Genomic DNA, 24,232 nt, shown 5'->3' with positions numbered 1-24,232 from the left:
CCGTTTACGTCAGTCGAATGGTCCCCTTTCCCATGGTTCCCTTATTCGTATATAATACAATGGTGTATGTTCCGGGTTTAAAATTTTCAGCGCCTTTCCACTCAATCGTATAAAGTTTTCCGTCGTTTGAAAACTCTATTCCCGTCTTGTCTGTATATTGCATCTCTACGCCGTCTACTTCGAAAATGTGGTTCTCTGTAATCAACAGATTTCCATTGGGTTCTATCACTCTGATGTAAACATCGTAAATCGCTTTTTTTGCAAGTGGATTATCGGCAATACTAAACTCTATCTTTAACTTATCCGTACGTTTTGCTTTGGTCTCTACACTTTCATTGTTGCTTTTTCGTTCTCTAACTGCATTTATATTGATCGAAGAAAGCTTCAATGCCGTAGCAATTTCTACTTTATGTTCAAGTTCACTATTAATATTCTCCAGCTCGCTTGCTTTCTTTGTCGCTGTAGTAACACTCTCTTTCAGACGATCCCTCTCCGATACCAATAACGCATTTTCGTTTTTCAACTGCTTGATATCCTTTGTATACCTAGATACTGCTCCTCTCAGTTCGGCAATTTCCTCCCTCGCCCTTTGAAGCTCGGTACGATTCAATTCGTTTTGAGTCAGTTTTGCACGCAATTCCTCTATTTTGGTCCGCGCATTATCTTGTGTTGCTTTTAAGGATTCCGTTAAATTCAGGTTTTCTTTGGTAACGCGGTCCAACTCCACTTCGATCCTATCCAGCTCGGTCTCCATCTGAATTTTCTCACTCAATATCGTTGTTTGTTGTTCGCTGGAACTCTTATATTTAATATAAAAATAAATGTTCGTAGCTAGTAACGCTAAAATAGCGAAAATGAAAAAATAAATCTTTGGATTGTCTTTTCCTCGTTCCTGTACGTCTACTTGCTGCTCAACACCCCGATTGTTATCTAGTTTAACAGACGGTTTATAGACTATATCATTCTCTTCCATTTTTGTACGTTTAAACATTAGGCTCAAAACGATTAGCAAAAATTGTTCCAACAACAATTATCCTAAAAAAGCAGTATATCAGTATGCTTTCATGGTGATAAACCTTCGCCTGTACTATTATCAATACATACCGCGATCAGCAGTTACACTTTTGCTCAATTTTTTTCTCATACTCAATACTATACTTATCTTTACAGCTTTTTATAAAGAAAAGCTACTGAAACAAATACTGTATATTTGATGAACATTCACCTCTTTAATAAATCATTAGGCTTCTTATTTTACCTTTTTCCATTTCTTTGCTTGAGTACGCAAGCACAAAGTACAGATCCTATTCCTAAGAGAGAACTAAGAGGTGTTTGGGTATCCACTGTTGTCAATATAGATTGGCCAAGTAAAGCCGGCCTGTCTTCAGACATCCAAAAACAAGAGCTTTTACGGCTCTTAGATGCCCATCAACGGGCGGGCATTAACGCTATATTTCTACAGGTTAGGCCCTCCGCCGATGCAATATATGCACGGGGAAAGGAGTTGTGGTCACGCTTCTTAACCGGCAGCCAGGGACAGGCTCCCAATCCTTTATATGACCCCTTGGATTTTGCCATACAAGAAGCCCACAATAGGGGAATGGAGCTACACGCTTGGTTTAATCCTTATCGTGCTACCTTCGACTTAAACGAAGCAAATGTTAGTAGCAATCATATTACCAAACAACATCCCGACTGGTTTTTCACTTATGCAGGAAAAAAGCTCTTCAATCCAGGGATCCCCGAAGTTAAAAAGTACATTGTGGAAGTAATTATGTCCGTTGTTAAAAACTACGATATTGACGGCGTTCATTTTGATGACTATTTTTATCCTTATCCAGCGGGGGGACAATCTATTCCCGATGCAAATACTTTCCAACGCTATGGACAAGGCTTTTCAAGGATAGATGATTGGCGAAGAAATAATGTCAATCAATTGATAAAAACATTGGCAGATAGTATCCACCACGAAAAGAAATATGTAAAATTCGGTATCAGTCCTTTTGGTATTTGGCAAAATAAAAAACAACATCCTGAAGGCTCTGAAACTTCCGGTTTAAGTGGTTATTCTCAATTGTACGCTGATGCAAGAACATGGCTCCAAAATGGCTGGGTTGATTATATTAATCCGCAGATATATTTCCCTTTTAATAATCGCGCTGCGGCCTATGAAATACTCATCGATTGGTGGAGTACAAATGGCTACGGCAAGCATATATATATTGGACAAGCCGCCTATCGAGCCGCGGACAATAGCACGGGCTGGAGGGACAGACGTCAACTTCCAAATCAAATTCGCCACTTGAGGAAGTTTTCGGCTATACAAGGAAGTGTTTATTTTAGCTCCAAATCACTTGTGAATAATCTTGGTGGCTTTAGGGATTCCTTACAATACAATTTCTATCGATACAAATCCCTCCAACCTACCATGCCCTGGCTCGATAGTATTCCTCCATTGGCTCCACAAAATCTCCTCTATCATAATTTAACTACCGGCGGTGTATCCTTACGATGGGATAAACCCTCAATAGCAACCGATGGGGAAACGGCCTATGGCTATGTTGTGTATCGATTTGACGAAGGGGAGGAAATTAATTTAAATAATGCTCAAAATATCCTGGAAATAATCTTTGATGCGAATCGAACCTTTTATACCGATCAGGCTGTCAGAGGAGGGTCGCGATACACTTATGTCATAACAGCTATTGATCGCTTAAAAAACGAAAGCGGGCCATCGAATATGCAGACTACGATACCTAACTGACAAATGCAACCCTTTGGAGTTAAGCGCGATAGATTTGCATAAGCTGCATTGTTTCAAGAGCCATTTGTTCGTTATAATCGCTCGTAAGCCTTTTGTGATTGATGAGATCTACAATTGTTCCGACATAACAAAAGCCAAAGGTCAAAAGATATAATATGCCCATGCCGATTTGTTTTAGCATAAAGCGTTGGATGCCTGCAATGCCAAGAAAGCCTATTAAGGTCATCAGCATCACTTCTTGCGTCCCTTTTCTTTTCCCTTTGTAAAGAAAAAGAAATTCTTCTGCATTCTCTTCCTTAATAGCTTGTAAAGCGCTCCTTAAAAATATCATTTCCTCCGGTGCAATATCCGGAATCATCATCAAGATTTTTTGCTCTTTCATTACCTTTACTTTTAATATTGGAGCTTAATATAGCACTTTTGTTACATAACTTCATGAGTAAAGTATGATACGTCATTTATTTCCATCACGAGACATCCTCCTGAAAAATTACTGCTTGTACGATTTCGGGTCTAATGCTGTGGGTGACCAGTTCTCCAAAAATTCAAGTACCTTCTTGGCGCTATGTCCTTTTCCTTCTTCCAAATAGGCACTATTCTGGGTATGAATCCGATTCCCCTTTTCGTTCAAAATAACAAATACCGGAAACCCGAACCGCTGTGGATACTCTAAGGAAGCTAGTACGGCTTCGTTCTTGTTCTCTTTACTATAATTCACATGCACAACCTCATAATTACGTTGTATATAATTCTTCAATGTATCATTTCCGGTAACCAGTTCATTAAATCGCAAGCACCAGACACACCAGTTTCCTCCGATTTGGATAAAAACATGCTTTCTTTCTTTTTTTGCCTTTTCGACAGCTGCTTGTATTTCAGATTGTGCATCTGCTTCAGGGTGGTACAATTTCTGTCTTTCTTGCTGTGCAGCTACTTGTAAAACAAAAACAATATAAATAAAGAATATGCCCAGGATTTTCTTCATCACGCTGAATAAATTTACGTACTTTACAAAGTAAAGCGTTTTGTTTAATATGGCCAATCTTCCTCCAGTAAAAATATTAAAGGCTTCGGCCGGATCCGGGAAAACTTTTAGCTTAACCGCTCATTACATCAGTCTGCTCTTCACTAGTAAAGTTCATTTTTCGGAAATTCTAGCCGTCACCTTTACCAATAAGGCTACTGCCGAAATGAAACACCGCATTTTAACGGTCATTGAAGGCCTCGCGCTAGGCAGCGAAGCGGTCGAATCTTATCGCAATATTATATTAGAGGCCCATCCACAACTCTCCAGGCAAGATATACAGCATAAAGCGATGGAGGTTTACAGGCAAATTTTACATAACTATAGTCGATTTGCCATCAGTACAATCGACGGTTTTTACCAAAAGATTATTAGAAGTTTTAGCTTCGAACTGGGCTTAAATGCAGCCTATCGCTTGGAAATGAATAGCGATAAAGTGAAGCAAGATTTGGTAGTACGGCTCAATAAACTATTGAACGATCGTGATGACTTGCTACAGTGGATTATCAATTACGCCAGAAAGCAGATAGAGAACGACAGGAATTGGAATTATACAACGGTACTGAAAAAACTTGCCGATGAACTTTTCAAAGAACGATTTCATCCTTTTGACGAAGCCATTTCTCAGCTGAGCGAAGCTGATCGACAAGTGGTTTTCACAACGATTAGCGATCTTTCGGACGAACTCATTACTCGTTTTGAAAAAGAAATCGAACGCTTGTTAAAAATTGCGACCGAAATAGTGAATAGCTCGGGGGTATCAAGCGACCTTTTTCTACGTAAATCGCAAAACCTGATTCCTAAAATCCCGTCCTTGGCTCCCGATAATTTAGAAGCCATCGACAAGTTTGCCGATTATATTGATAATCCGGAAAAGTGGCAAAAGAATGGCGTCAGTGGGGCTGTATCCGACCTGTATAATAAACTGAATCCGCTTTTGCGGCAGATTCTAAACTATAAAGAAGAACATAGTCGCACTTACTTTTTAGCAAAAGCGGTTCAGGCTAATTTTTACTACCTACGTCTACTAAAAGAAATGAGCGTGTTGCTTGCTGATTACAGAGCAGAGCATGACGTCTCTCTTATTAGTGATGCACAAAATCTCCTGAAAGAAATCAATCGCCATCAGGACCAAAACATTTCTTTTATTTATGAGAAAGTCGGGAATCGTTATAAATATTTTCTGTTCGATGAATTTCAAGATACTTCGTCGAACCAATGGTATAACTTTCAACCTCTGTTGGTGAATGCGCTGGCTAGTACAGAAGGGAACCGATCGATTCCCCATCACCTCATTGTAGGTGATGTTAAACAAAGCATCTATCGTTGGCGAAATGGCGACTGGCGGATTCTACAATATCAGTCCACAAGAGATTTAGGCGATCATCACATCCGTTTTCAGACGCTTCAAGAGAACTATCGAAGCCTTCCCAATATCATTAAATTCAACAATTTTTTATTTACTCAAGCACCTAAACTTTTACAACAAATAATAAATGATAAGATTTACACCGAAATAGGTGATAGCTTATATAATTCATGGTGGCAGGCTTCGGGATATACACAGATATTAACCGACGCCTATGCAGAAACCGTCCAAAAAATCCCCTCCGACAAAGGCGAAGAAGGAGGGAGGGTTACCGTTTCTTTTTTTCCCGTTACGAGCTCCTTCGCAAAAACACGCGGTAAAGAGATTAAACCAGCAGCTTTAAAAGCGCTATCCGACACGATTATCAATTGGTTGACTGAGGGCAGATACCAAGCTCGCCAAATAGGTATTCTGGTACGAAACAACACGGAGGCCCGCGAAATTATCGAGTATTTACTTCACATTCAGAAGGAACTGGACGAATCTCATAAGTTCGAGGTAATCTCGGGAGATGCGCTTTTATTGGTCAACAATCCCGGCATACGCTTGCTTATTAACACGCTGAAAGCTATGATTACACCCGTAGAGGAGGCCTCGCTTTATCGAGCAAATTGCCTCCTTCTTTATCAACAAGTTTACGGATTAAATCAAGAGGACGAAGCCTCGATTTGGTTAAATGCCACGCAATACGATATTAAAGTCTGGGGAAAGATCTTGCCCCCTATTGTCATTAATAATTGGTACGTATGGCAACAACACCCTTTAACAGAATTAGTTGAATCGTTGATCAATGGCTATGGAATAACCCATGATGAAGCCACCATTCCTTATTTAATAGCCTTTAGGGACATTATAGCTGAATTTAGTTCGCAGGGCGAACGCGGCATCGCTTCCTTCCTTAGTTATTGGGATGAAGAAGGAAAAACGAAGGCATTGCCGGCAAACGAAGGCAGTAATGCGGTAGAAATTATGACTATTCATAAGTCAAAAGGCCTGGCATTTGATGTTGTAATGATTCCGTTTTGCTCTTGGGAACTTGACGGAATGGTTAACAGCAACTTTTGGGTGGATACAAGTGGCACCTCTTATGAAATTCTTCGAAGTGTTCCCGTAAAATACAACAGTATGCTGGTCAAATCATCGCTATTCAAGGCATACCTGGAAGAAATGCTTTTCAACTATATGGATGCGTTAAACCTACTTTATGTAGCTACTACGCGTGCCAGAAAGGAACTTTATATAAGTGCGCCTGATATTAAAGAAGGAAAAGAAAGTGACTCCTTAATTGCGGATGTGCTCCGCTCGGTACTAGCACTACATAGCGACGAACTCGGTATAGAATATAGCCATGGCATTGTTTATCCATCAACAACGCCTTTTAAAGATATAAAAAAATCCCCTATACTTCCGGTTAAATACCAAGAAGGGTGTATCGATTTCTGGGAAAGCCCACCCAATTACAATTGGAGCTTTAATAAATATCCTATTTCAGAATTGTTAAAGGAAGCCTTAGACAACCGAAAAATAAAAAAGGAACTGCTGTCGCTGGGCGAACAGAACGCAGCAACACGTCAAGGCTTATTGCTGCATGAGCTGTTATCCCTGACAACTGAAATAGCGGAATTTCCAAATTATCTCCATGCAATGCAAAGTGAGGGCTTGATTACAAAAGATGAGCTTATGACTTTACTTGACGAGGCCATACGACTTCGTAATAATGAACAATTAGCGGCGCTTTTGGACAAGCCTTATCAAAGTCTGAATGAACAACGTATTATAACGAAAGACGGAAGTGTGTTACGCCCGGATAAAGTATTAATTGGAGAGCATGAAACGATCATATTGGATTTTAAGTTTACCGGAATGGAAAGACCTCAACATATTGCCCAGGTGAAAGAATACCAGCAGAACTTACAGGAAATGGGTTACCCAAATATACGCACCTTTTTATTTTATGCATTCAATAACCGGTTGGTAGAAGTTTAATCTTTCTCTTTATCTCGCTTACAATGATCCCATTTTTAAAAGAAGTTGCAAATGATTTAATCGCTCGCTTTGGTTCAGAGTTAAAGGATATTGCTATTATATTCAATAATAAGCGTCCTGAAATGTATATGAAGAAGTACTTAGCTGAGCTTATCGGTAAACCAATCTGGAGTCCTTCTTTCTTTACTGTTCAACAATTTTTCAATAACGCTTTTGTTGAGCGGGAGGCCGATAAACTGACTCAAATTCTTACGCTCTATCAATGCTACAACGCCATCCAGCAACGCATAGATGGAAAAACAATGAGTATAGAGCGATTCTATCCTATGGCCGAAATTATCTTAAATGATTTTGCTCAATTAGACTACGACCTCGTTGAACCGAATGAGGTCTATACCGAATTATACGATATTGCCTTAATAGAAAAACAGTTCCCTCATTTCTCGGAAGAACAATTATCGTTTATGGCTCAATTCTGGTCGACCTTCAACAGCGAAAAACACAGTTATATACAGGATCGTTTTATTGAACTTTGGAAAACACTTCCACTGCTTTATACGGATTTTCATCAGGCATTAAAAGAACGTGGACTAGCTACGAACTCCCAATTTTATCGCTCTTTTGCTAAAGGGGATGAAACCAGTCCGTCCTATATATACCAATTTAAGCAATTAGTTTTCGTCGGCTTTAATGCCTTGAACAAAGCGGAAGCGCTCTTATTTAAAAAATGGCAAAAAGCGAAACGTGCACTTTTTTATTTCGATGTAGATCGATACTATTTGGATGACGTTCAGCAAGAGGCCGGCGCTTTTCTCCGTCGTAATTTAAACAGCCATGGATTGCTTCATGCACTCGGTGCCCCGTTTAATCAGCTAGCAGATCGTAACCAAAATATTAAGATCGTCCAAACGACAAGCTATACGGCACAGGCAAAGCTGTTGGATAGCTTCCTTGTTGATAAAAAATCCACGGATGCTATCAGTCAGGGCCTGACAGCAGTATTGTTAGCAGACGAACGTTTGTTAATTCCAACATTACAAAGCATTCCGGTATCAATAGAGACTAATATAACCATGGGATTTCCAATTTCACAATCTCCAATCTATGGAATTGTCGACTTATGGTTAAGGATACAAGAACGATATCTGCAGCAAAAGAGCGATCTTATATATTATAAAGATGTCGAAATTTTTCTTTCCCATCCCCTTATTCATACACCTGATCCCATCAAAGAGCAAGTTCAGCAACTCATATACACCAATCATTATATAAATGTACCCCTTGTCGAATTACAAGCGGTAAGCCGGACCTCTTTCTTTGACAAAAGAACCGACGGAAGATATCTAATCAAAAACCTGCAGGAAATTATTCGCGAAATTTTCCAGATCAGAAAAGAAAAAGAGCTATTAACTTATCCCGACGCGGCTATTTTTACAGAAGTATTCAAGATACTTAACCAACTCTATGATGCATTGAGCACACTCCCCTCACTCAGCGTCGAATTTACAATTTCGTTGATCAGGAAATCGCTGCAAGGAATAACGGCTGCTATCGAGGGTGATCCCTTATCCGGTGTACAAGTTATGGGTCTTCTTGAAACAAGAAATCTTGATTTTAAAGAAATTTATATACTAGGTGTTAATGAAGGCATTTTACCAAAAACAAGCTCTTCAGCGACTTTTATCCCTGATTCTATTCGCCGAGCTCACGGTCTCCCCGTACTGGAAAATCAAGAGGCACTTTCCGCTTATTTGTTTTACCGACTCATGCAGCGAGCCGAACAAATTACACTTGTTTATAATGGCCATGTGGATGAAAACAGCTCGGGAGAGATTAGTCGATTTGTCAAACAACTACAATTCGAAAGTCACTTTAATTTCATCGAATTAAAGCAGCAACAAATAATTAAAACAAACGAAGCGCCCCCCGCAATGGAAATAAAAAAGGTGAATGAGATTGGGAAGATTTTGCAGTCCTATTTGAACCGTGACAATAGCCTACGTCCCGGTATTTCGGCAACGGCATTCACAACCTTTCTTCAATCTCCTCTTCTTTTCTTCCTCAAATACGTAGCTAAGATAAAGGAACCCCAATTGTTAACCGAAGATTTTGAAGCAAATAGGATCGGTTCCATTATACATGAAATCATGCAATGGTTTTACGAAGAACTTAAACGTGTAAGCCCGCATATCACCGCACAACGGATAAAAGATCAATTGAGCCGGTTAGATCATTTGTGTCTGAAGGCAACGGCAAAAGATTTTTATGGCAATCCTGCTTATTTTGACATAAATAGCCCATCCAGCACAGAAAAAATCGTGCTTGAAATCGTTAAAGAATATGCACAGATTTTCATCCACCATGATTTAAAGAATACACCCTTTACGATTATCGAGTTGGAGAATAAACAAGATTATGTCATTGACTTTCCAATTACAGTCGACGGGAAAGAATCATCTGTTAAACTCTATGGAATCATTGACCGCGTAGATGAAAAAGATGGGAAAATCCGTATTGTAGATTATAAAACAGGAAGCGATGCGCTCGACTACACCGATATCGATTCCCTTTTTGATCCATCTTCAGGAAAATTCAATAAAGCCCTCTTGCAAACACTCTTTTATACGTATATCTATGAGAAAAAAACCGGCAAGATAGGGGTGGAGCCGAACCTGTATGTGGCAAGAAGATTAAGGCAAGAAGGTAGTTTGTTTTATACCAAATCAAGAGGCAGTAAATTTCTGCTTTCAGAAGCAAGTTTGTCCAGCTTTAAAGAAGCATTTGAGCTTCGCTTAAGACAGGTTTTAGAAGACCTTTTTAACCAACAAATACCTTTCAAACATGATCCGCGTATTGATTTACCCTATAATGATCACTATCAGGAATTCTTTCGGTCAGGTGTAGATCAAGATATTGAAATCGAAAGTGAATATTAATGAATTAGCGATCATTTACTTCATATTTTCAGTTTTTTAAAGTACTTTTGCGTACAAAAAATTGATTTAAATACATTACTTATATCTAATGAGAGAAATACAGTTCAGAGAAGCACTTCGCGAGGCAATGGTCGAAGAAATGCGCAAAGACGAGAAAATTTTCTTGATGGGCGAAGAAGTTGCTGAATACAATGGTGCCTACAAAGTAAGTCAGGGCATGCTTGACGAATTCGGAGCTAAGCGTATTATCGATACACCTATTGCCGAATTAGGCTTTGCTGGTATCGGTATTGGAGCAGCTATGAAAGGTCTAAAACCGATCATAGAATTTATGACCTTCAACTTTTCATTGGTAGCCATTGATCAAGTGATCAATGGTGCAGCAAAGATCCACTCGATGAGTGGCGGCCAATATTCCTGTCCAATTGTATTTAGGGGCCCAACAGGTAATGCAGGCCAATTAGCTGCGCAACACTCACAGAATTTTGAGAATTGGTATGCAAACTGTCCCGGATTAAAAGTTGTTGTTCCTTCTAATCCCTACGACGCAAAAGGTTTATTAAAGCAATCCATCCTTGATCCGGATCCTGTAATTTTCATGGAGTCAGAAGTGATGTACGGAGACAAAGGAGAGGTTCCGGAAGAAGAATATTATTTAGAGTTAGGAAAAGCACATAAAATACAAGAAGGAACGGATGTAACCATTGTATCTTTTGGTAAGATGATTCCACGGGTCGTAATACCTGCTGTCCAAGAGTTGGCTAAAGATGGCATCTCCGTCGATTTATTAGATTTAAGAACCGTGCGTCCGATTGATTATGCAGCGATTATAGAATCGGTAAAAAAGACAAATCGCCTGGTCATTGTAGAAGAAGCTTGGCCTTTAGCCTCTATCTCATCAGAGATCGCTTTCAATGTTCAAAAGAATGCTTTTGATTATTTAGATGCCCCGGTTATTCGTGTTACCTCTGCAGATGTTCCTCTTCCATATGCACCAACGCTTATTGAAGCCGCTTTACCTAGCATTAAAAAGATTATAAACGCAGTAAAAGAAGTTTCTTACGTAAAATAAGAAACATTCGTCTCTTAAATAAAAAGCCTATCATTAAATGATAGGCTTTTTTTGTGCCATCTTCCTAAAACCTATGACAAATACGAATGAGATAATTAAACGTTCTCCTCCTCGTTTGAATCCGGTAATTAGCTTAACGACTACACCCTTTCCAAAAATATGCGCTTATTTTAGAGAAAATTGAATAAACATCATATCCTCCTACAGAACAACAAAGCGGTAATAAAGCTTCTATTAAAGAACAGGTAAAATATAAAAAATAATAAAATAATAGCATTTTACTCATTTTTACTACCTTTTTTGTACTATATCAGTGAAATTTGTCTCTTTATGCTCTCTTCTAGCGATATAATTGTCTCAGTTCTTGCTATTCCTTTAATAGCTTGTATGTCTTCATTCAAAACATGACGTAAATGATTGGTATCTCTACATATAATTTTAGCAAACATGCTATATTGACCTGTACAATAATGCAATTCAACCACTTCTTTAACCTCTTTTAGCTGTTCAACAGCCGTTTTATATTGAGATCCTTTCTCTAAATATATACCCAAGAATGCACATATATCAAATCCTATAGATTGAGGGTTAATAATTAGGTTAGAACCTCTGATAATGCCAAGTTCTTCCATTTTTTTCATGCGAACGTGAATCGTTCCACCTGAAACTACTAGCTTTTTTGCAATTTCAGTGTATGGAACTGATGCATCGTTCATCAAAATAGATAAAATCTGCGTATCTAAGTTATCAAGTTCTAAAAATTGAGACTTTTTTTCCATGATTTTTTGATGTTTATAAATTATTGACGGTATTTTTTAAAATATCTATAAAAATGAAAAATTTTATTAAAAATATGGTAAATATTATGAAGTTTTATTATGTTTGTATCAACAGAAGGGAATAAGTTATTGATAAGATATCAAAAACAATTCAACTTTTGTCTGGTTTTGCCCCTCAGTTTAATATAGGTTTATAATTGGTTAGCGTTGAAGCTCCTCTCCCAAAGGAGCTTCATCTTTTTAAAAAATAACATCCTATCCCGAAATATCACCATACCAAATATATATTTTTTAATTGAATGCCTATATTTTAAAAATTTTGTCAAAAATAACGAGTTTTTTTCTCATTCGAGAAACTTTTTAAACCTTTTATTTGATAATACGTTTTATTAATAAAATTTATACAAAAGTTTTAAGGAAATTAGGTCGTACTTATCTTACATGATGTCCGTATACACACCATAAAAAATGACTTCCATGAAATGAACGATTAATCATCCACTTCATGGAAGTCATTTAATCCTTTAATCTCTTATTTTACCGTAAAAGCTATTTTATATGTCCCCCACATCAATTCTATCCTTCCCTCCTTAGAACCCGATATGGTAAACTGTTCTACTGATTGGCTATTCTGTTCCGTCGGAACCTCTACACGTAATGCATCTTCCTTTTCATCGTAATCGAGTCCCCATTTTTTCCATACTTTGTTAAAAATAATAGTTGAAGTTTGTTCGCCCGGTATGCTGTGTAAGCTATATTTGCCCGCCTTCAATGCTTTTCCTTCAATTGTAACGTCTTTATTTACTTCAAAAGTTGTTGCTTCATTAGCACCTGTCCGCCATATTTTTCCTACCGGGGCAATATCCTCACCCACCTTTCTCCCTTTAACAGAGGGTCTGCTATAATTGATCGATATAGTCACTCCCGATGATGTTGTTATACGAAGGCTGTCAGGAGGACTAGCGCGCTTACTTTTATCTTGTTGCGCATAAACGCCTAGGCCCATAAATAATAGGATGGCACCCAAAATTAAATTTCTTTTCATGATTTAATGGATAAATAATAATGTCTCTATAAAACATTTATTTTGAAGCTTTGTTTGTATGCTCCGTTTGATTTGTAGGTTGATTAGAAAAAATTCCTTTTTTATTGGTTAACCCCTCCGCTTAATAGCTTTAAGCAATCTGAAAGAGTAAAATTTTATCTAAGTTTGTGCCATGGCACAAATTAAACCATCTTTAGCAAAAGGTACACGTGACTTTTCTCCACTTGAAATGGAGAGAAGGAATTATATTTTCAATACAATAAAAGACGTATTTAGGAAATATGGGTATCAGGAAATACAAACCCCTTCGTTTGAAAATTTGCAAACCTTAACCGGTAAATATGGAGAGGAAGGGGATAAGCTCATATTTAAAATACTCAATTCCGGTGATTTCATTTCAAAAATATCCGCCGAAAAATTTGCAACACTTCATTCAAATTCGATTACGCCCCTTATCGCTGAAAAAGCCTTACGCTACGATCTTACGGTCCCTTTCGCTAGATATGTAGTAATGCATCAAAATGAGATCACATTGCCTTTTAAGCGTTTCCAGATCCAGCCCGTTTGGCGGGCAGATCGCCCACAAAGAGGTCGATATAGAGAATTCTATCAATGTGATGCAGATGTGGTTGGCTCAGAAAGCTTGTTAAATGAAGCGGAATTTATCCTTGTATACCAGGAAGCGCTGTCATCCCTCGGTCTAAAAGACTTCGTCATTAAACTAAATAACCGAAAACTACTGGCCGGCATTGCGGATATTATAGGAAAGCCCGAACTACTTATCGATATGACCGTAGCTATCGATAAGTTGGATAAAATTGGATTGGTAGGTGTAAAACAAGAACTAGCGGCTAAAGGCTTTTCAACGGAAGAGCTTGCAATGTTAGATCCTATTATTACTTTATCAGGCAGCAATGTCGATAAATTAGCCACCTTAAAGGAAGTATTGAAAAGCTCAGAAATGGGGCAAAAAGGAATCGAAGAAATTGAAATGGTCCTGGCTTATGCGCAAAAATTAGATGCCAATGCATTGCCCTATATAGAAGTTGATATTACCCTTGCCAGGGGATTAAACTATTATACCGGAAGCATCTTTGAAGTCAAAACCAACGAAGTTTCTATGGGAAGTATAGGCGGAGGCGGAAGGTATGATGACTTAACCGGAATGTTTGGTTTACCGGGTCTCACCGGTGTAGGAATATCTTTTGGAGCCGATCGTATTTATGATGTACTCTTGGAACTCGATCTATTTCCGGAGAGTACAACAAAAACAACGCAGGTGTTGGTAACAAACTTTGATCAGTCTACCGAAGATTATGCGTTGAGTCTACTCCAAACCTTAAGAAAAAACGGAATAGCAAGTGAGCTTTATCCAGTAGCTGCAAAACTTAAGAAGCAGCTAACTTATGCCGACCAGAAAAAGATTCCTTATGTTATATTCATAGGGGCAGAAGAGCTCTCCTCCGGTATGTTAACTATAAAAAAGATGATTACGGGCGAGCAAGAAAAAATGGCAGCTGATGATCTCTTCAGCTATCTTATAAACACCGCTGACCCAAACTAAAAAGTATCACATCTTGTTTCTGCCTGTCTTGAAGTCAGGCAGAAATATGATCGGCCCGATGGAGACTGCGAACACCTCGTGCTTAGGCAACCAGTTTCAAAAAACAATAGACTAAAGGCGCCGCCAACAGCAAGCCGTCAAATCGATCCAATAATCCACCATGTCCTGGCAACAATGATCCGGAATCTTTTACCTGAAAACTTCTCTTCAACATAGATTCCGTTAAATCTCCCCAGGTTCCGAATACAGAAATTATAACCGCTATCACACACCACTCCCAGCGAGCCAGATTGGCATAATAATGGTGTAAAATAAGACTTACACCAACACTTAAAGCTACACCTCCAATAAAGCCCTCCCATGTCTTCTTAGGCGAATGTCGTTCAAATAACTTCGTTTTACCAAATTTCATACCCACAAGGTATGCACCGGTATCATTTGCCCAAAGCATAAACAAGAACGACATAGGAAGATAGTATTCATAATGACCTCCCAGGAATCCGAGTCTGAAAAAAAACAGGAAAGGAATTACTGCATAGATAACACCTAAAAAAGTAAGTGCGATATTGTAAAAAGGCCGTTCGTTTTTTCGATATAACTCCCGTATGTAAATAAAGGCTAAAAGAGGAACAGAATACAATAATGCAGAAGGCGTTACAAAATTTAAATCCAGTAGTGCCACGATTATAAAAAGAACTATTCCCAATAAGGTACCGCCCAAACGATCAGGTTTTACACCCTCTTTATCTATTAATCTATAAAATTCGATTAAGCTAAGAATGGCTAAAACAATAAAGAATATACTAAATGCATAAGCCCCTGAAAGTACAGATGCCAGCATAACTAAAACGAAGAAAAAACCTGTTATTGCGCGCGTTTTCATGTGAGTAATAATGATTTTTAATTTATTTGCTTCGCTTTTCGTCTATAGAAATACAGAACGAAGATACCCGCAAATAAGCTGGCGATCGCCAAAGGCCACTGATTAAGTTCAAATGATAGTGAATCCAAAGGCTTGTTTGATTTAACAAGATAATAGGCAATAAGAATAGCTGATACATTATTAATAAAGTGCGCTGTTACCGGAAGCCAGATACTTCGTCCCCAAAAGTATAAATATCCACATAAAGCACCGATTAACATTCGGGGCAGAAATCCATAAAATTGAACGTGGATTGCGCTAAATATGGCTGCCGTTAGCCATATCGCCATATGCGGCTTCCCGATCCACTTAATAAAAATGTTCTGTAAGCATCCTCGGAATAAAAACTCCTCACCAACGGCTGCTAAAATTCCGATCATGAAGATGTTAATAATCAACCCGGTGAAAGATTTGCGGGATAAAAAGGCATTCGTCAAAGCCCCGGTTTCATCTTCTTTCGCGCGCATCCATTGTTCGATATTCTTCATAAAATCCGGAAGATGCATTTGCTCGTTCAATAAGATTGTTATTTCAAAAAAGGGTGAAAACACCACCATTAATAATAAAATCAATGCATAGAGCTTAACATTAGGCTTAAAGGATAAATCAAAATACGGTCGGTTGTTTTTTTCTATTCGATTAAGCAACAGGGATGGAACCACAAATGTTCCTATCGCTGAAAAAATCTGTGATATACTGATAAAGTTTAACTCATCCGCTGTTAATCCGGTAAAACCCTTGGCTCCTATTTGCAAAACATCACGCCCAAAAAGTAAAAAACCAATAAACACCCCCACTAAACTAAAAACGGTAGCAGAAAGCAATACCGTAATGAGTAAGTAAAGAAAAGACATACTTGGATGATTATCAGAACGATTATAAGGATAAGCACTCAATTTTTTATATTTTTGCAAACTTAGATAAATTGCCTTTTATATGCAATATAATCGCGTTGCATATAAAGGAATTATAGATCTCTCCTCTGCCATTAAAAGCTTATTTGTAGAGGAAATTATTTTAATGATTGAGTTTAATATAGATAATGTCTGTCAAGATAGGAAATAATATTGATTTAGGAGCGTTTCCGTTGCTGCTTGCTCCAATGGAAGATGTGAGTGATCCGCCCTTTAGGTATGTATGTAAACAGAATGGGGTAGATATGATGTATACCGAATTTATTTCTTCTGAAGGACTGATTAGACATGCGGCTAAAAGTAAGCAGAAGTTAGATATTTTCGAATATGAACGTCCCATCGGTATTCAAATTTTTGGCAGTGATATCAAAAGTATGGAAGAAGCTACTGAAATAGCCACTTTAGCCAAACCGGATCTCATTGACATTAATTATGGCTGCCCGGTTAAAAATGTAGCTTGTAGAGGGGCCGGGGCAAGTTTATTGCAAGACATTGATAAGATGGTAGCAATGACCAACGCCGTAGTTAATGCCACGCATTTACCGGTAACCGTGAAAACAAGACTTGGATGGGACGATCATACCAAGAATATCTATGAAGTAGCGGAAAGACTACAAGATATTGGGATACAAGCACTTAGTATACACGGGAGGACACGATCACAAATGTACAAAGGAAGTGCTGACTGGAGTTTAATCAAAAAGGTAAAAAAAAATCCGCGAATACATATCCCTATTTTCGGTAACGGGGACGTAGATAGCGTTGAAAAGGCCGCTGCTTGGCGTTTAGAATATGAAGTTGACGGTATCATGATTGGCAGAGCTTCTATCGGTTACCCGTGGATATTTCGCGAAATCAAGCACTTTTTTGAAACAGGTACCTACCTTGACGGTCCTACCATCAAAGAACGAGTGGATGTGTGTAAGACTCATTTCGTAAAGTCAATAGAATGGAAGGGTGAGAAAACAGGTATATTCGAAATGAGAAGACATTACGCAAACTATTTCAAAGGTATTCCCAATTTCAAAGAATATAGAATGAAACTAGTAAGCCTAGATAAAGTGCCGGACATTAATGAAGTTTTAGATGAGATAGCATTTCAGTTCGCGGACGTCACGACTGATGTATAAATGAACAAAAATTGATAACGGAGTATTTCTATTTTAATTCTCCATTTCCTATATTGCCTCAAAATAAGAAAAGAATGGTTACTGAAATTACTGAAGGTGTTAAAGTTTCGGTAGAGGCAATATACCAACCGGAGTATTCAAATCCGGAAAACGAACATTTCATGTTTGCTTATAAAATCACCATAGAAAATATGAGCGACTACAATGTTCAATTATTAAGAAGACACTGGTTTATATTTGACTCAAATGGAACACATAGAGAAGTAGAAGGTGAAGGAGTAATTGGCCAGCAACCGCTCATTGCGCCTGGAGAACGGTATGAATATGTATCAGGATGCAACTTGAAGAGCGACATGGGCAGTATGCAGGGCAGCTATCAAATGTTGAGGGAAATAGACGGAGCGGTATTTGATGTAGTCATTCCTAAATTCCATTTAATTCCCGACCATAAGCTCAATTAATATATTCAATACCCCCTTCTATTGACAGATATTACTTAATTTTACAAAAATTTAGGTATTCTTTGATAGTTAGTCCCAATGCGTGTGGCTAGGCGCAATTTAGTATGATAAATAACTTCAAGAACTGTCAAGCTTGATAGTTATGGTAAAAGATGGTGGCCAACATAAAATTAGCATTTTAATACATAACTACTTGTAAAATAAATATTTACATATAACAAATAACAATATTATAATTTGAGTATATTATCAGTAGAGCGTATAAGCCATACCTTTGGTGATCGATGGCTATTTAAGGACCTCACTTTTGGTTTGCAGAAGGGGGATAGGGTGGCGCTTGTCGGCATTAACGGAACGGGCAAATCTACCTTGTTAAAAATTCTTAGCGGAAAGACGGTCCCTATCGAAGGAAAAGTAGTAAAAACCAAAGATCTGAAAATAGGCTATCTCGAACAAGAACCTTCCTTTGAAAATCTGACGCTCGTGTCAGATTTTATTTATAGCATAGACAATGATATCCAACAATTCATAAAGGAGTACGACTTTCTTATACGAACAGAGCAAACGAGTAATCCCCGTCTACAGGAATTGGCAGATATACTTACCATTAAAGATGCCTGGAATTTTGAAAATAATATTAAGACCATTTTGAATAGAATGGGTATTGTTGATTTAGAACAACCAATCAACAAACTTTCAGGTGGACAAAGAAAAAGACTGTCTTTAGCCAAGTTATTAATAGACGAACCGGACGTATATATATTAGATGAACCAACCAACCATTTAGACATTGAAACAATTGAGTGGTTGGAAAATTTGCTAACGATCGGACAGAAAACTATTATATTCGTAACGCACGACCGCTATTTTCTAGACAATATCTGCACCGAAATAAAGGAGCTTAATGAAGGAAACCTTTATTCTTATAAAGGCAACTACGGGTATTTCTTAGAAAAAAAGGCAGAACGCGAAATATCCGACACGGCATCTCTAGAGAAAAATAAAAACTTATTAAGAAAGGAACTTGAATGGATGCGTCGCCAACCCAAGGCACGCGGTACCAAGTCAAAAGCAAGAATTGATGCATTCTACGATTTGGAGGAAAAAACAAAAAGTGATAAGAGAAAGGACAGCCTTCGTTTAGACATTAAATTAAGTAGACAAGGTAATAAAATATTAGAGCTGAATCATATTAATAAGTCATTCGAAAAGCATACCATAGTTGATAATTTTTCTTACATTTTCAAGAAAGGAGATCGGATCGGTTTAGCAGGAAAAAACGGTAGCGGTAAATCTACCTTTCTCAATTTAATTACCGGTCAAGAGTTACCTGACAGTGGTGAAATCATCACAGGGGAAACAACTGTTTTCGGTTATTATAAGCAGGGCGGATTAAATTTCACCGAAAAGCAACGAGTAATTGATGTTGTCAAAGAAGTAGCTGAATACATCACAACCGGAAAAGGGGAGACCATTACTGCATCTCAGCTCTTAACTCATTTTCTTTTTACTCCCGAAAAGCAATACAATTTAGTTGAAAAACTAAGTGGCGGCGAAAAGAAGCGGCTTCAATTAATGCGTGTTCTTATCAAGAATCCCAACTTTCTTATACTGGACGAACCAACCAACGATTTAGATATCGATACCCTAAATGTTTTAGAAAATTTTTTAGAAAATTATACGGGAGTCTTACTTCTTGTTTCACATGATCGCTTCCTTATTGATAAACTTACCGATCAATTATTCATTTTTCAGCAAGAACAGCCAATAAGAATCTATAATGGAAATTATTCGGATTTCAAACTAGAGGAAAACCCAGTAAAGAAAGAAACAAAAACATCAAACACTACTGAACCTAAAAAAGATAAGGTCAAGTTATCTTTTAAAGAGAAACGAGAATTTGAGATTTTAGAGCAGGAAATTGCACATATAGAATTTACAATTAAAGAAAAAACCGAACAATTGCTATCTACTACAGATCATCAACTTATTACGATACTTTCGAAAGAACTAGAAGTACTAAATAACGATCTAGAAGAAAAGAGTGTTCGCTGGATAGAATTAGGAGAATTAATATAAACGTTTCACGTGAAACATTTTATTATGTTTCACGTGAAACACGACGAGTTATGTTTTCAAAATATAATGTTATTGTTGTAGGTGCCGGCCATGCCGGATGCGAGGCGGCGGCAGCGGCTGCTAACTTAGGATCAAAAGTGCTACTCATTACTATGAATATGGGTACAATTGCTCAAATGAGTTGTAATCCTGCCATGGGAGGTGTTGCTAAAGGTCAAATAGTTCGCGAAATAGATGCGCTAGGTGGTTATTCCGGGATAATCGCTGATAAAACCACCATTCAATTTAGAATGTTGAATTTATCTAAAGGTCCGGCCATGTGGAGCCCGCGGTCGCAAAACGACCGAATGCGTTTTGCTGAAGAATGGCGACTCCAATTGGAATCATTATCAAACATAGACTTTTGGCAAGATACCGTTAAAGAAATTATTGTAGCTCAAGGACGAGCAAAAGGTGTTATTACGTCACTGGGAATACGAATCGAAGCGGATGCAGTTGTATTAACGAATGGCACTTTTCTAAATGGTATTATTCATATCGGTGAAAAAAAATTTGGTGGAGGTAGAACGGGCGAGAAGGCCGCCACTGGATTAACCGAGCAACTCATCTCAATTGGCTTTGAGTCTGGTCGTATGAAAACGGGAACACCTCCTCGTGTAGATGGAAGAACGCTCGACTATACCAAAATGGAAGAGCAGTGGGGAGACGAGAAAAGAGGTCGCTTCTCTTATCAATCCATTGATTTGCCTCAAGAGCAACGCTGCTGTTGGATCACCTATACGAATACCAATGTTCATGATACCTTAAAAGAAGGCTTTGAAAAATCACCGATGTTCACTGGCAGAATTAAGGGATTGGGCCCTCGGTATTGTCCTTCTATAGAAGACAAAATAAATCGCTTTGCCGAACGTGATAGACATCAAATTTTTGTTGAACCCGAGGGATGGAGAACCCACGAGATTTATGTTAACGGCTTTTCCACATCACTGCCTGAAGATGTACAATTCAAAGCTTTGAGGCAAATTCCAGGTTTTGAAAATGCCAAAATGTTTAGACCTGGGTATGCGATTGAATACGACTATTTTCCGCCAATGCAATTGGATTTAACACTTGAAACAAAAAAGGTAAAAAACCTATTTTTTGCAGGACAAATTAATGGCACCACCGGCTATGAAGAGGCAGCAAGTCAAGGCCTCATTGCCGGTATAAATGCGCATCAACGAATTAACGATCTACATGAACTTATACTTAAAAGATCAGAGTCTTATATAGGTGTTTTGATTGATGACTTAGTGACAAAAGGTACAGAAGAACCTTATCGTATGTTTACTTCTCGAGCAGAGCATCGATTACTTTTAAGACAGGACAATGCTGATATTCGACTAACACCATTGGCCCATCAACTTGGTTTAGCTTCGGAAGAGGCCTTAGATAAAGTGAAAACTAAAATTAGCAAGTCTGATGAGATAGTAGAGTACCTTCGCAAAACGTCTGTTGAAGCTTCTAAAATGAATCCAATATTGGAAAAATTATCTTCCAGTCCACTCACCCAAAATATAAAAATGTTCAATGTCCTTACTCGACCTCAGGTAAATATCTGGAATTTAGCTGAAGCAAATAGTAGCTTAAAGGACTTGCTCGCTGATTTTTCCGAGGAAATAATAGAACAGGCCGAAATAAAGGTAAAATACGATAGCTACTTCGATAAAGAAATTGAGATTGTAAATAAAATGAAGAAAATGGAGGATAAAGAAATTAATCCGCATTTTGATTATAATCAACTGATATCCCTTTCAAAAGAAGCTCGGGAAAAACTTATAAAGATAAAACCGAGAACGCTCGGTCAAGCCTCTCGAATTTCCGGCGTATCACCAGCTGACGTTAGTGTTCTTATGGTTCATATGTCAAATTAATATAAAATATTGAATATCAATACGTTATATAAAAATTAAATAAAGCGATAAGAGACATTATCTTTTAAAAAACGATGCTAATCTCCAAAAAGAAGAAAAACGTGTTAAAAGGCTTAAAAATAAGCTTAAATACAAATTACCTTATTTTACTCATTCTTTTCGTCACTTTATTATTCAATACGCATTGTGCAAGCATACAGCAACCGATGGGAGGGCCAAAGGATAGCATTCCTCCAAAAGTTTTAAAAGAAACGCCTATCAACCTCAGCAGAAATTTTAAATCCAAAGAAATCGTTATCGAGTTTGACGAATTTGTTAAACTTCAGAACGAACTGAAAGAAATCAGTGTAACGCCTGATATGGATAAAATTCCAATTTATAAAATAAAGAAGAAATCCTTAGTCATTACCTTACCTGATACCCTGGAAGAAAAAACAACATACACCATAAACTTTGGAAAAGCCCTCGGGGATTATAACGAGGGAAATCCTTTACTAAATTACAGCTATGTCTTTGCTACTGGCGATCAAATAGATTCACTTAATATATCAGGTAATGTCAGCAACGCACTTACTTTAGAAAAGGAAAAGGAGGTGACGGTTATGCTTATACCTACCCGGCAAGATTCAATATTCGGTAAGAGAAAAGCGAATATTTTTACGCTTACCGATTCAGCAGGCAATTTCAAGATTCACAATCTAAAAGAAGATACATATCGCATTTATGCTCTAAAAGAAAAAAATAATGATCGTATATTTAACGGAACAGACGAGGAAATTGGCTTTTTAACTGACTCCTTCTTATTGAACAAGGACACTAGTAATATTCGTTTAGCGATATCTAAACCTGTTCCAACAACTTTCAGACTGCTCGACCGTAAAATTGAAAAAAATGGTACGATAAATTTCATTTTTAATAGACCTATAACAAACCCCGATATTGAGGTCCTTAGCCCAAACTCCTTAGATCAGGATAAAATTGTAAATTATAGTTCTACACGGGATAGCGCTTCGATGTGGCTAAGTGAATTAACCTTCGATTCTTTAAAAGTACGTATTACCGAAAACAATCAGGTCTTAGATTCAACGACCATTCGCCGAAGCAAAAATGAAAAGTACGATCGGGATCTCATTATTACCGATAATATCAATAGCCAGAAGGTTAACAAAATAAAACACATCATATTAAACAGCACCGCTCCCATAAAGTCGTTTGACAAACAAAACATAATACTTACGGAAGATTCCGTTTCACGTACTAACTTCCAACTAGTAAAAGATACCAGCAGTAATAGATCGTACATTATACGGTACAATTGGCGCCCTAAACGAAACTATGAATTGGATCTAAAAGAGAATGCGTTTCAAGGCCATTTTGGTGAAAAATCAAAGGCTGTAAAGCGAAAGTTTACACTGGACGAAACGGAAAATTTTGGAGACGTTATTCTAAAATTAAATGTACCTGATACCATTGGAAATCAATACCTCGTTCAGATAACAAACGAAAAGAAGGAAAATATCTTTCTCTCAACTGCCATTCGGAAATCCGATCGCCTCGTCTTCAAGCAATTTCCGGGTGGGAAGTACTTAATTAGAATCGTTTATGATATAAATCGAAATAATAAATGGGACCCAGCTGATGTAGAAAAGCGTACACAGCCTGAAAAGGTTTGGTATCATAGTAAACCAATCACGGTTAGACCTAATTGGGAACAAGAGGAAGTCATCGATATACCGAGTGAAGATAAGTCGATGGAAGCTAATCCACCCCAAACCAACTAGCATATAGCACATAATTGTGTGGCAATTTATCTAACAAGGTCCTTTGTTCGGCTGTTAAGGGCTTAATCTTTTTTGCAGGTACACCAGCGTATAAAAAACCACTTTCACACACCATGTTTTCCAAAACAACCGCTCCCGCCGCTACAATTACATATTCCTCAATAACCGCCTTGTCCATCACAATTGCCCCCATTCCCACCAAACAATGATCCCTTAACGTACAGCCATGAACTATAGCATTATGTCCTACATTCACATAACTTCCTATATCCGTTCCATTCTTTAAATAAGTACCGTGAATCACCACACCATCCTGTATATTTGAATAATCGCCTATTCTAATATAATTTACATCCCCTCTTATAACCGCATTGAACCATACAGAACAATGATTCCCTATCGTTACATTACCAACTATGGTGGCGTTCTCTGCAATAAATGTATCAACGCCAATGCTTGGAGTCTTACTTAAAACAGCCTTTATTAATGCCAT

The 24,232-nt window shown here is 37.9% G+C and carries 18 protein-coding genes; 10 read left to right on the top strand and 8 right to left on the bottom strand.

Features of this window, described 5'->3' with window-relative positions:
• Nucleotides 1-4: 4 nt before the first annotated feature.
• Entirely contained in the window at nucleotides 5-973 is a 969-nt protein-coding gene (locus tag FKG96_RS03525; RefSeq protein ID WP_149105147.1) for a hypothetical protein, read from the bottom strand.
• Nucleotides 974-1,213: 240 nt separating this feature from the next.
• Between FKG96_RS03525 and FKG96_RS03520 the strand changes: the two genes are divergently transcribed.
• A complete protein-coding gene (locus FKG96_RS03520) occupies nucleotides 1,214-2,764 on the top strand; it encodes a glycoside hydrolase family 10 protein (protein ID WP_149105146.1) in 1,551 nt (516 codons plus the stop codon).
• A 19-nt stretch (nucleotides 2,765-2,783) separates the two neighbouring features.
• On the opposite strand, the gene FKG96_RS03515 is transcribed toward FKG96_RS03520, so the two are convergent.
• Both FKG96_RS03515 and FKG96_RS03510 read right to left on the bottom strand, forming a co-directional pair.
• Entirely contained in the window at nucleotides 2,784-3,146 is a 363-nt protein-coding gene (locus FKG96_RS03515) for a TM2 domain-containing protein (protein ID WP_013664604.1), read from the bottom strand.
• Between the two features lie 108 nt (nucleotides 3,147-3,254).
• Nucleotides 3,255-3,749 carry a thioredoxin family protein gene (locus tag FKG96_RS03510; protein WP_130854620.1) on the bottom strand — a complete coding sequence of 165 codons (495 nt, stop codon included), beginning with the start codon at nucleotides 3,747-3,749 and terminating at the stop codon, nucleotides 3,255-3,257.
• A 49-nt stretch (nucleotides 3,750-3,798) separates the two neighbouring features.
• On the opposite strand from FKG96_RS03510, the gene FKG96_RS03505 reads away from it, so the two are divergent.
• The 3 genes from FKG96_RS03505 to FKG96_RS03495 all read left to right on the top strand — a co-directional run bounded on the left by FKG96_RS03505 (nucleotide 3,799) and on the right by FKG96_RS03495 (nucleotide 11,151).
• Entirely contained in the window at nucleotides 3,799-7,143 is a 3,345-nt protein-coding gene (locus FKG96_RS03505) for an exodeoxyribonuclease V subunit beta (RefSeq protein ID WP_149105145.1), read from the top strand.
• Between the two features lie 23 nt (nucleotides 7,144-7,166).
• Nucleotides 7,167-10,079 (top strand): PD-(D/E)XK nuclease family protein, encoded by a 2,913-nt coding sequence (locus FKG96_RS03500; RefSeq protein WP_149105144.1) that lies wholly within the window; start codon nucleotides 7,167-7,169, stop codon nucleotides 10,077-10,079.
• An 88-nt stretch (nucleotides 10,080-10,167) separates the two neighbouring features.
• Nucleotides 10,168-11,151: a pyruvate dehydrogenase complex E1 component subunit beta gene (locus FKG96_RS03495; protein ID WP_013664600.1), complete on the top strand. Its 984-nt coding sequence runs from the start codon at nucleotides 10,168-10,170 to the stop codon at nucleotides 11,149-11,151.
• A 305-nt stretch (nucleotides 11,152-11,456) separates the two neighbouring features.
• Here FKG96_RS03495 and FKG96_RS03490 read toward each other — a convergent pair whose 3' ends face one another.
• Both FKG96_RS03490 and FKG96_RS03485 read right to left on the bottom strand, forming a co-directional pair.
• Nucleotides 11,457-11,930, bottom strand: coding sequence for an Lrp/AsnC ligand binding domain-containing protein (locus FKG96_RS03490; protein WP_013664599.1), 474 nt, complete (start codon nucleotides 11,928-11,930; stop codon nucleotides 11,457-11,459).
• Between the two features lie 532 nt (nucleotides 11,931-12,462).
• A complete protein-coding gene (locus tag FKG96_RS03485; RefSeq protein ID WP_013664598.1) occupies nucleotides 12,463-12,975 on the bottom strand; it encodes a DUF2911 domain-containing protein in 513 nt (170 codons plus the stop codon).
• A gap of 172 nt (nucleotides 12,976-13,147) precedes the next feature.
• Here FKG96_RS03485 and hisS point away from each other — a divergent pair, with 172 nt between their 5' ends.
• Nucleotides 13,148-14,539, top strand: coding sequence for a histidine--tRNA ligase (gene hisS / locus FKG96_RS03480; protein ID WP_013664597.1), 1,392 nt, complete (start codon nucleotides 13,148-13,150; stop codon nucleotides 14,537-14,539).
• Nucleotides 14,540-14,621: 82 nt separating this feature from the next.
• Here hisS and FKG96_RS03475 read toward each other — a convergent pair whose 3' ends face one another.
• Both FKG96_RS03475 and FKG96_RS03470 read right to left on the bottom strand, forming a co-directional pair.
• On the bottom strand, nucleotides 14,622-15,422 hold the full coding sequence (locus FKG96_RS03475) for a phosphatidate cytidylyltransferase (protein ID WP_149105143.1): 801 nt from the start codon (nucleotides 15,420-15,422) through the stop codon (nucleotides 14,622-14,624).
• 17 nt (nucleotides 15,423-15,439) lie between these two features.
• Nucleotides 15,440-16,375 carry a CPBP family intramembrane glutamic endopeptidase gene (locus FKG96_RS03470; RefSeq protein ID WP_149105142.1) on the bottom strand — a complete coding sequence of 312 codons (936 nt, stop codon included), beginning with the start codon at nucleotides 16,373-16,375 and terminating at the stop codon, nucleotides 15,440-15,442.
• Nucleotides 16,376-16,503: 128 nt separating this feature from the next.
• Between FKG96_RS03470 and dusB the strand changes: the two genes are divergently transcribed.
• The 5 genes from dusB to FKG96_RS03445 all read left to right on the top strand — a co-directional run bounded on the left by dusB (nucleotide 16,504) and on the right by FKG96_RS03445 (nucleotide 23,739).
• Nucleotides 16,504-17,505: a tRNA dihydrouridine synthase DusB gene (gene dusB, locus FKG96_RS03465; protein ID WP_149105141.1), complete on the top strand. Its 1,002-nt coding sequence runs from the start codon at nucleotides 16,504-16,506 to the stop codon at nucleotides 17,503-17,505.
• Between the two features lie 74 nt (nucleotides 17,506-17,579).
• On the top strand, nucleotides 17,580-17,966 hold the full coding sequence (gene apaG, locus FKG96_RS03460) for a Co2+/Mg2+ efflux protein ApaG (protein ID WP_013664593.1): 387 nt from the start codon (nucleotides 17,580-17,582) through the stop codon (nucleotides 17,964-17,966).
• A gap of 237 nt (nucleotides 17,967-18,203) precedes the next feature.
• Nucleotides 18,204-20,045, top strand: coding sequence for an ABC-F family ATP-binding cassette domain-containing protein (locus FKG96_RS03455; protein WP_149105140.1), 1,842 nt, complete (start codon nucleotides 18,204-18,206; stop codon nucleotides 20,043-20,045).
• A gap of 50 nt (nucleotides 20,046-20,095) precedes the next feature.
• Nucleotides 20,096-21,958: a tRNA uridine-5-carboxymethylaminomethyl(34) synthesis enzyme MnmG gene (mnmG, locus tag FKG96_RS03450; RefSeq protein ID WP_149105139.1), complete on the top strand. Its 1,863-nt coding sequence runs from the start codon at nucleotides 20,096-20,098 to the stop codon at nucleotides 21,956-21,958.
• Nucleotides 21,959-22,032: 74 nt separating this feature from the next.
• Nucleotides 22,033-23,739, top strand: coding sequence for an Ig-like domain-containing protein (locus FKG96_RS03445; protein WP_130854629.1), 1,707 nt, complete (start codon nucleotides 22,033-22,035; stop codon nucleotides 23,737-23,739).
• Here the strand turns inward: FKG96_RS03445 and FKG96_RS03440 are convergent.
• On the bottom strand, nucleotides 23,717-24,232 hold the full coding sequence (locus tag FKG96_RS03440) for a gamma carbonic anhydrase family protein (RefSeq protein ID WP_013664589.1): 516 nt from the start codon (nucleotides 24,230-24,232) through the stop codon (nucleotides 23,717-23,719). The genes FKG96_RS03445 and FKG96_RS03440 overlap by 23 nt on opposite strands.

Source organism: Olivibacter sp. LS-1 (assembly GCF_008245145.1).
GTDB classification, from domain to species: Bacteria; Bacteroidota; Bacteroidia; order Sphingobacteriales; family Sphingobacteriaceae; genus Olivibacter; species Olivibacter oleidegradans.
The sequence above is the reverse complement of the archived record's forward strand: the minus strand, read 5'-3'. Positions and strand labels throughout refer to the sequence as shown.

Bases quoted from the DNA above. Each gene is read 5' to 3' on its own strand.
- FKG96_RS03440 (WP_013664589.1), bottom strand. From the start codon at position 24,232: ATGGCATTAATAAAGGCTGTTTTAAGTAAGACTCCAAGCATTGGCGTT.
- FKG96_RS03525 (WP_149105147.1), bottom strand. From the start codon at position 973: ATGGAAGAGAATGATATAGTCTATAAACCGTCTGTTAAACTAGATAAC.
- FKG96_RS03510 (WP_130854620.1), bottom strand. From the start codon at position 3,749: ATGAAGAAAATCCTGGGCATATTCTTTATTTATATTGTTTTTGTTTTA.
- FKG96_RS03485 (WP_013664598.1), bottom strand. From the start codon at position 12,975: ATGAAAAGAAATTTAATTTTGGGTGCCATCCTATTATTTATGGGCCTA.
- FKG96_RS03500 (WP_149105144.1), top strand. From the start codon at position 7,167: ATGATCCCATTTTTAAAAGAAGTTGCAAATGATTTAATCGCTCGCTTT.
- hisS (WP_013664597.1), top strand. From the start codon at position 13,148: ATGGCACAAATTAAACCATCTTTAGCAAAAGGTACACGTGACTTTTCT.
- apaG (WP_013664593.1), top strand. From the start codon at position 17,580: ATGGTTACTGAAATTACTGAAGGTGTTAAAGTTTCGGTAGAGGCAATA.
- FKG96_RS03505 (WP_149105145.1), top strand. From the start codon at position 3,799: ATGGCCAATCTTCCTCCAGTAAAAATATTAAAGGCTTCGGCCGGATCC.
- FKG96_RS03515 (WP_013664604.1), bottom strand. From the start codon at position 3,146: ATGAAAGAGCAAAAAATCTTGATGATGATTCCGGATATTGCACCGGAG.
- mnmG (WP_149105139.1), top strand. From the start codon at position 20,096: ATGTTTTCAAAATATAATGTTATTGTTGTAGGTGCCGGCCATGCCGGA.
- FKG96_RS03475 (WP_149105143.1), bottom strand. From the start codon at position 15,422: ATGAAAACGCGCGCAATAACAGGTTTTTTCTTCGTTTTAGTTATGCTG.
- FKG96_RS03495 (WP_013664600.1), top strand. From the start codon at position 10,168: ATGAGAGAAATACAGTTCAGAGAAGCACTTCGCGAGGCAATGGTCGAA.
- FKG96_RS03520 (WP_149105146.1), top strand. From the start codon at position 1,214: ATGAACATTCACCTCTTTAATAAATCATTAGGCTTCTTATTTTACCTT.
- dusB (WP_149105141.1), top strand. From the start codon at position 16,504: ATGTCTGTCAAGATAGGAAATAATATTGATTTAGGAGCGTTTCCGTTG.
- FKG96_RS03490 (WP_013664599.1), bottom strand. From the start codon at position 11,930: ATGGAAAAAAAGTCTCAATTTTTAGAACTTGATAACTTAGATACGCAG.
- FKG96_RS03445 (WP_130854629.1), top strand. From the start codon at position 22,033: ATGCTAATCTCCAAAAAGAAGAAAAACGTGTTAAAAGGCTTAAAAATA.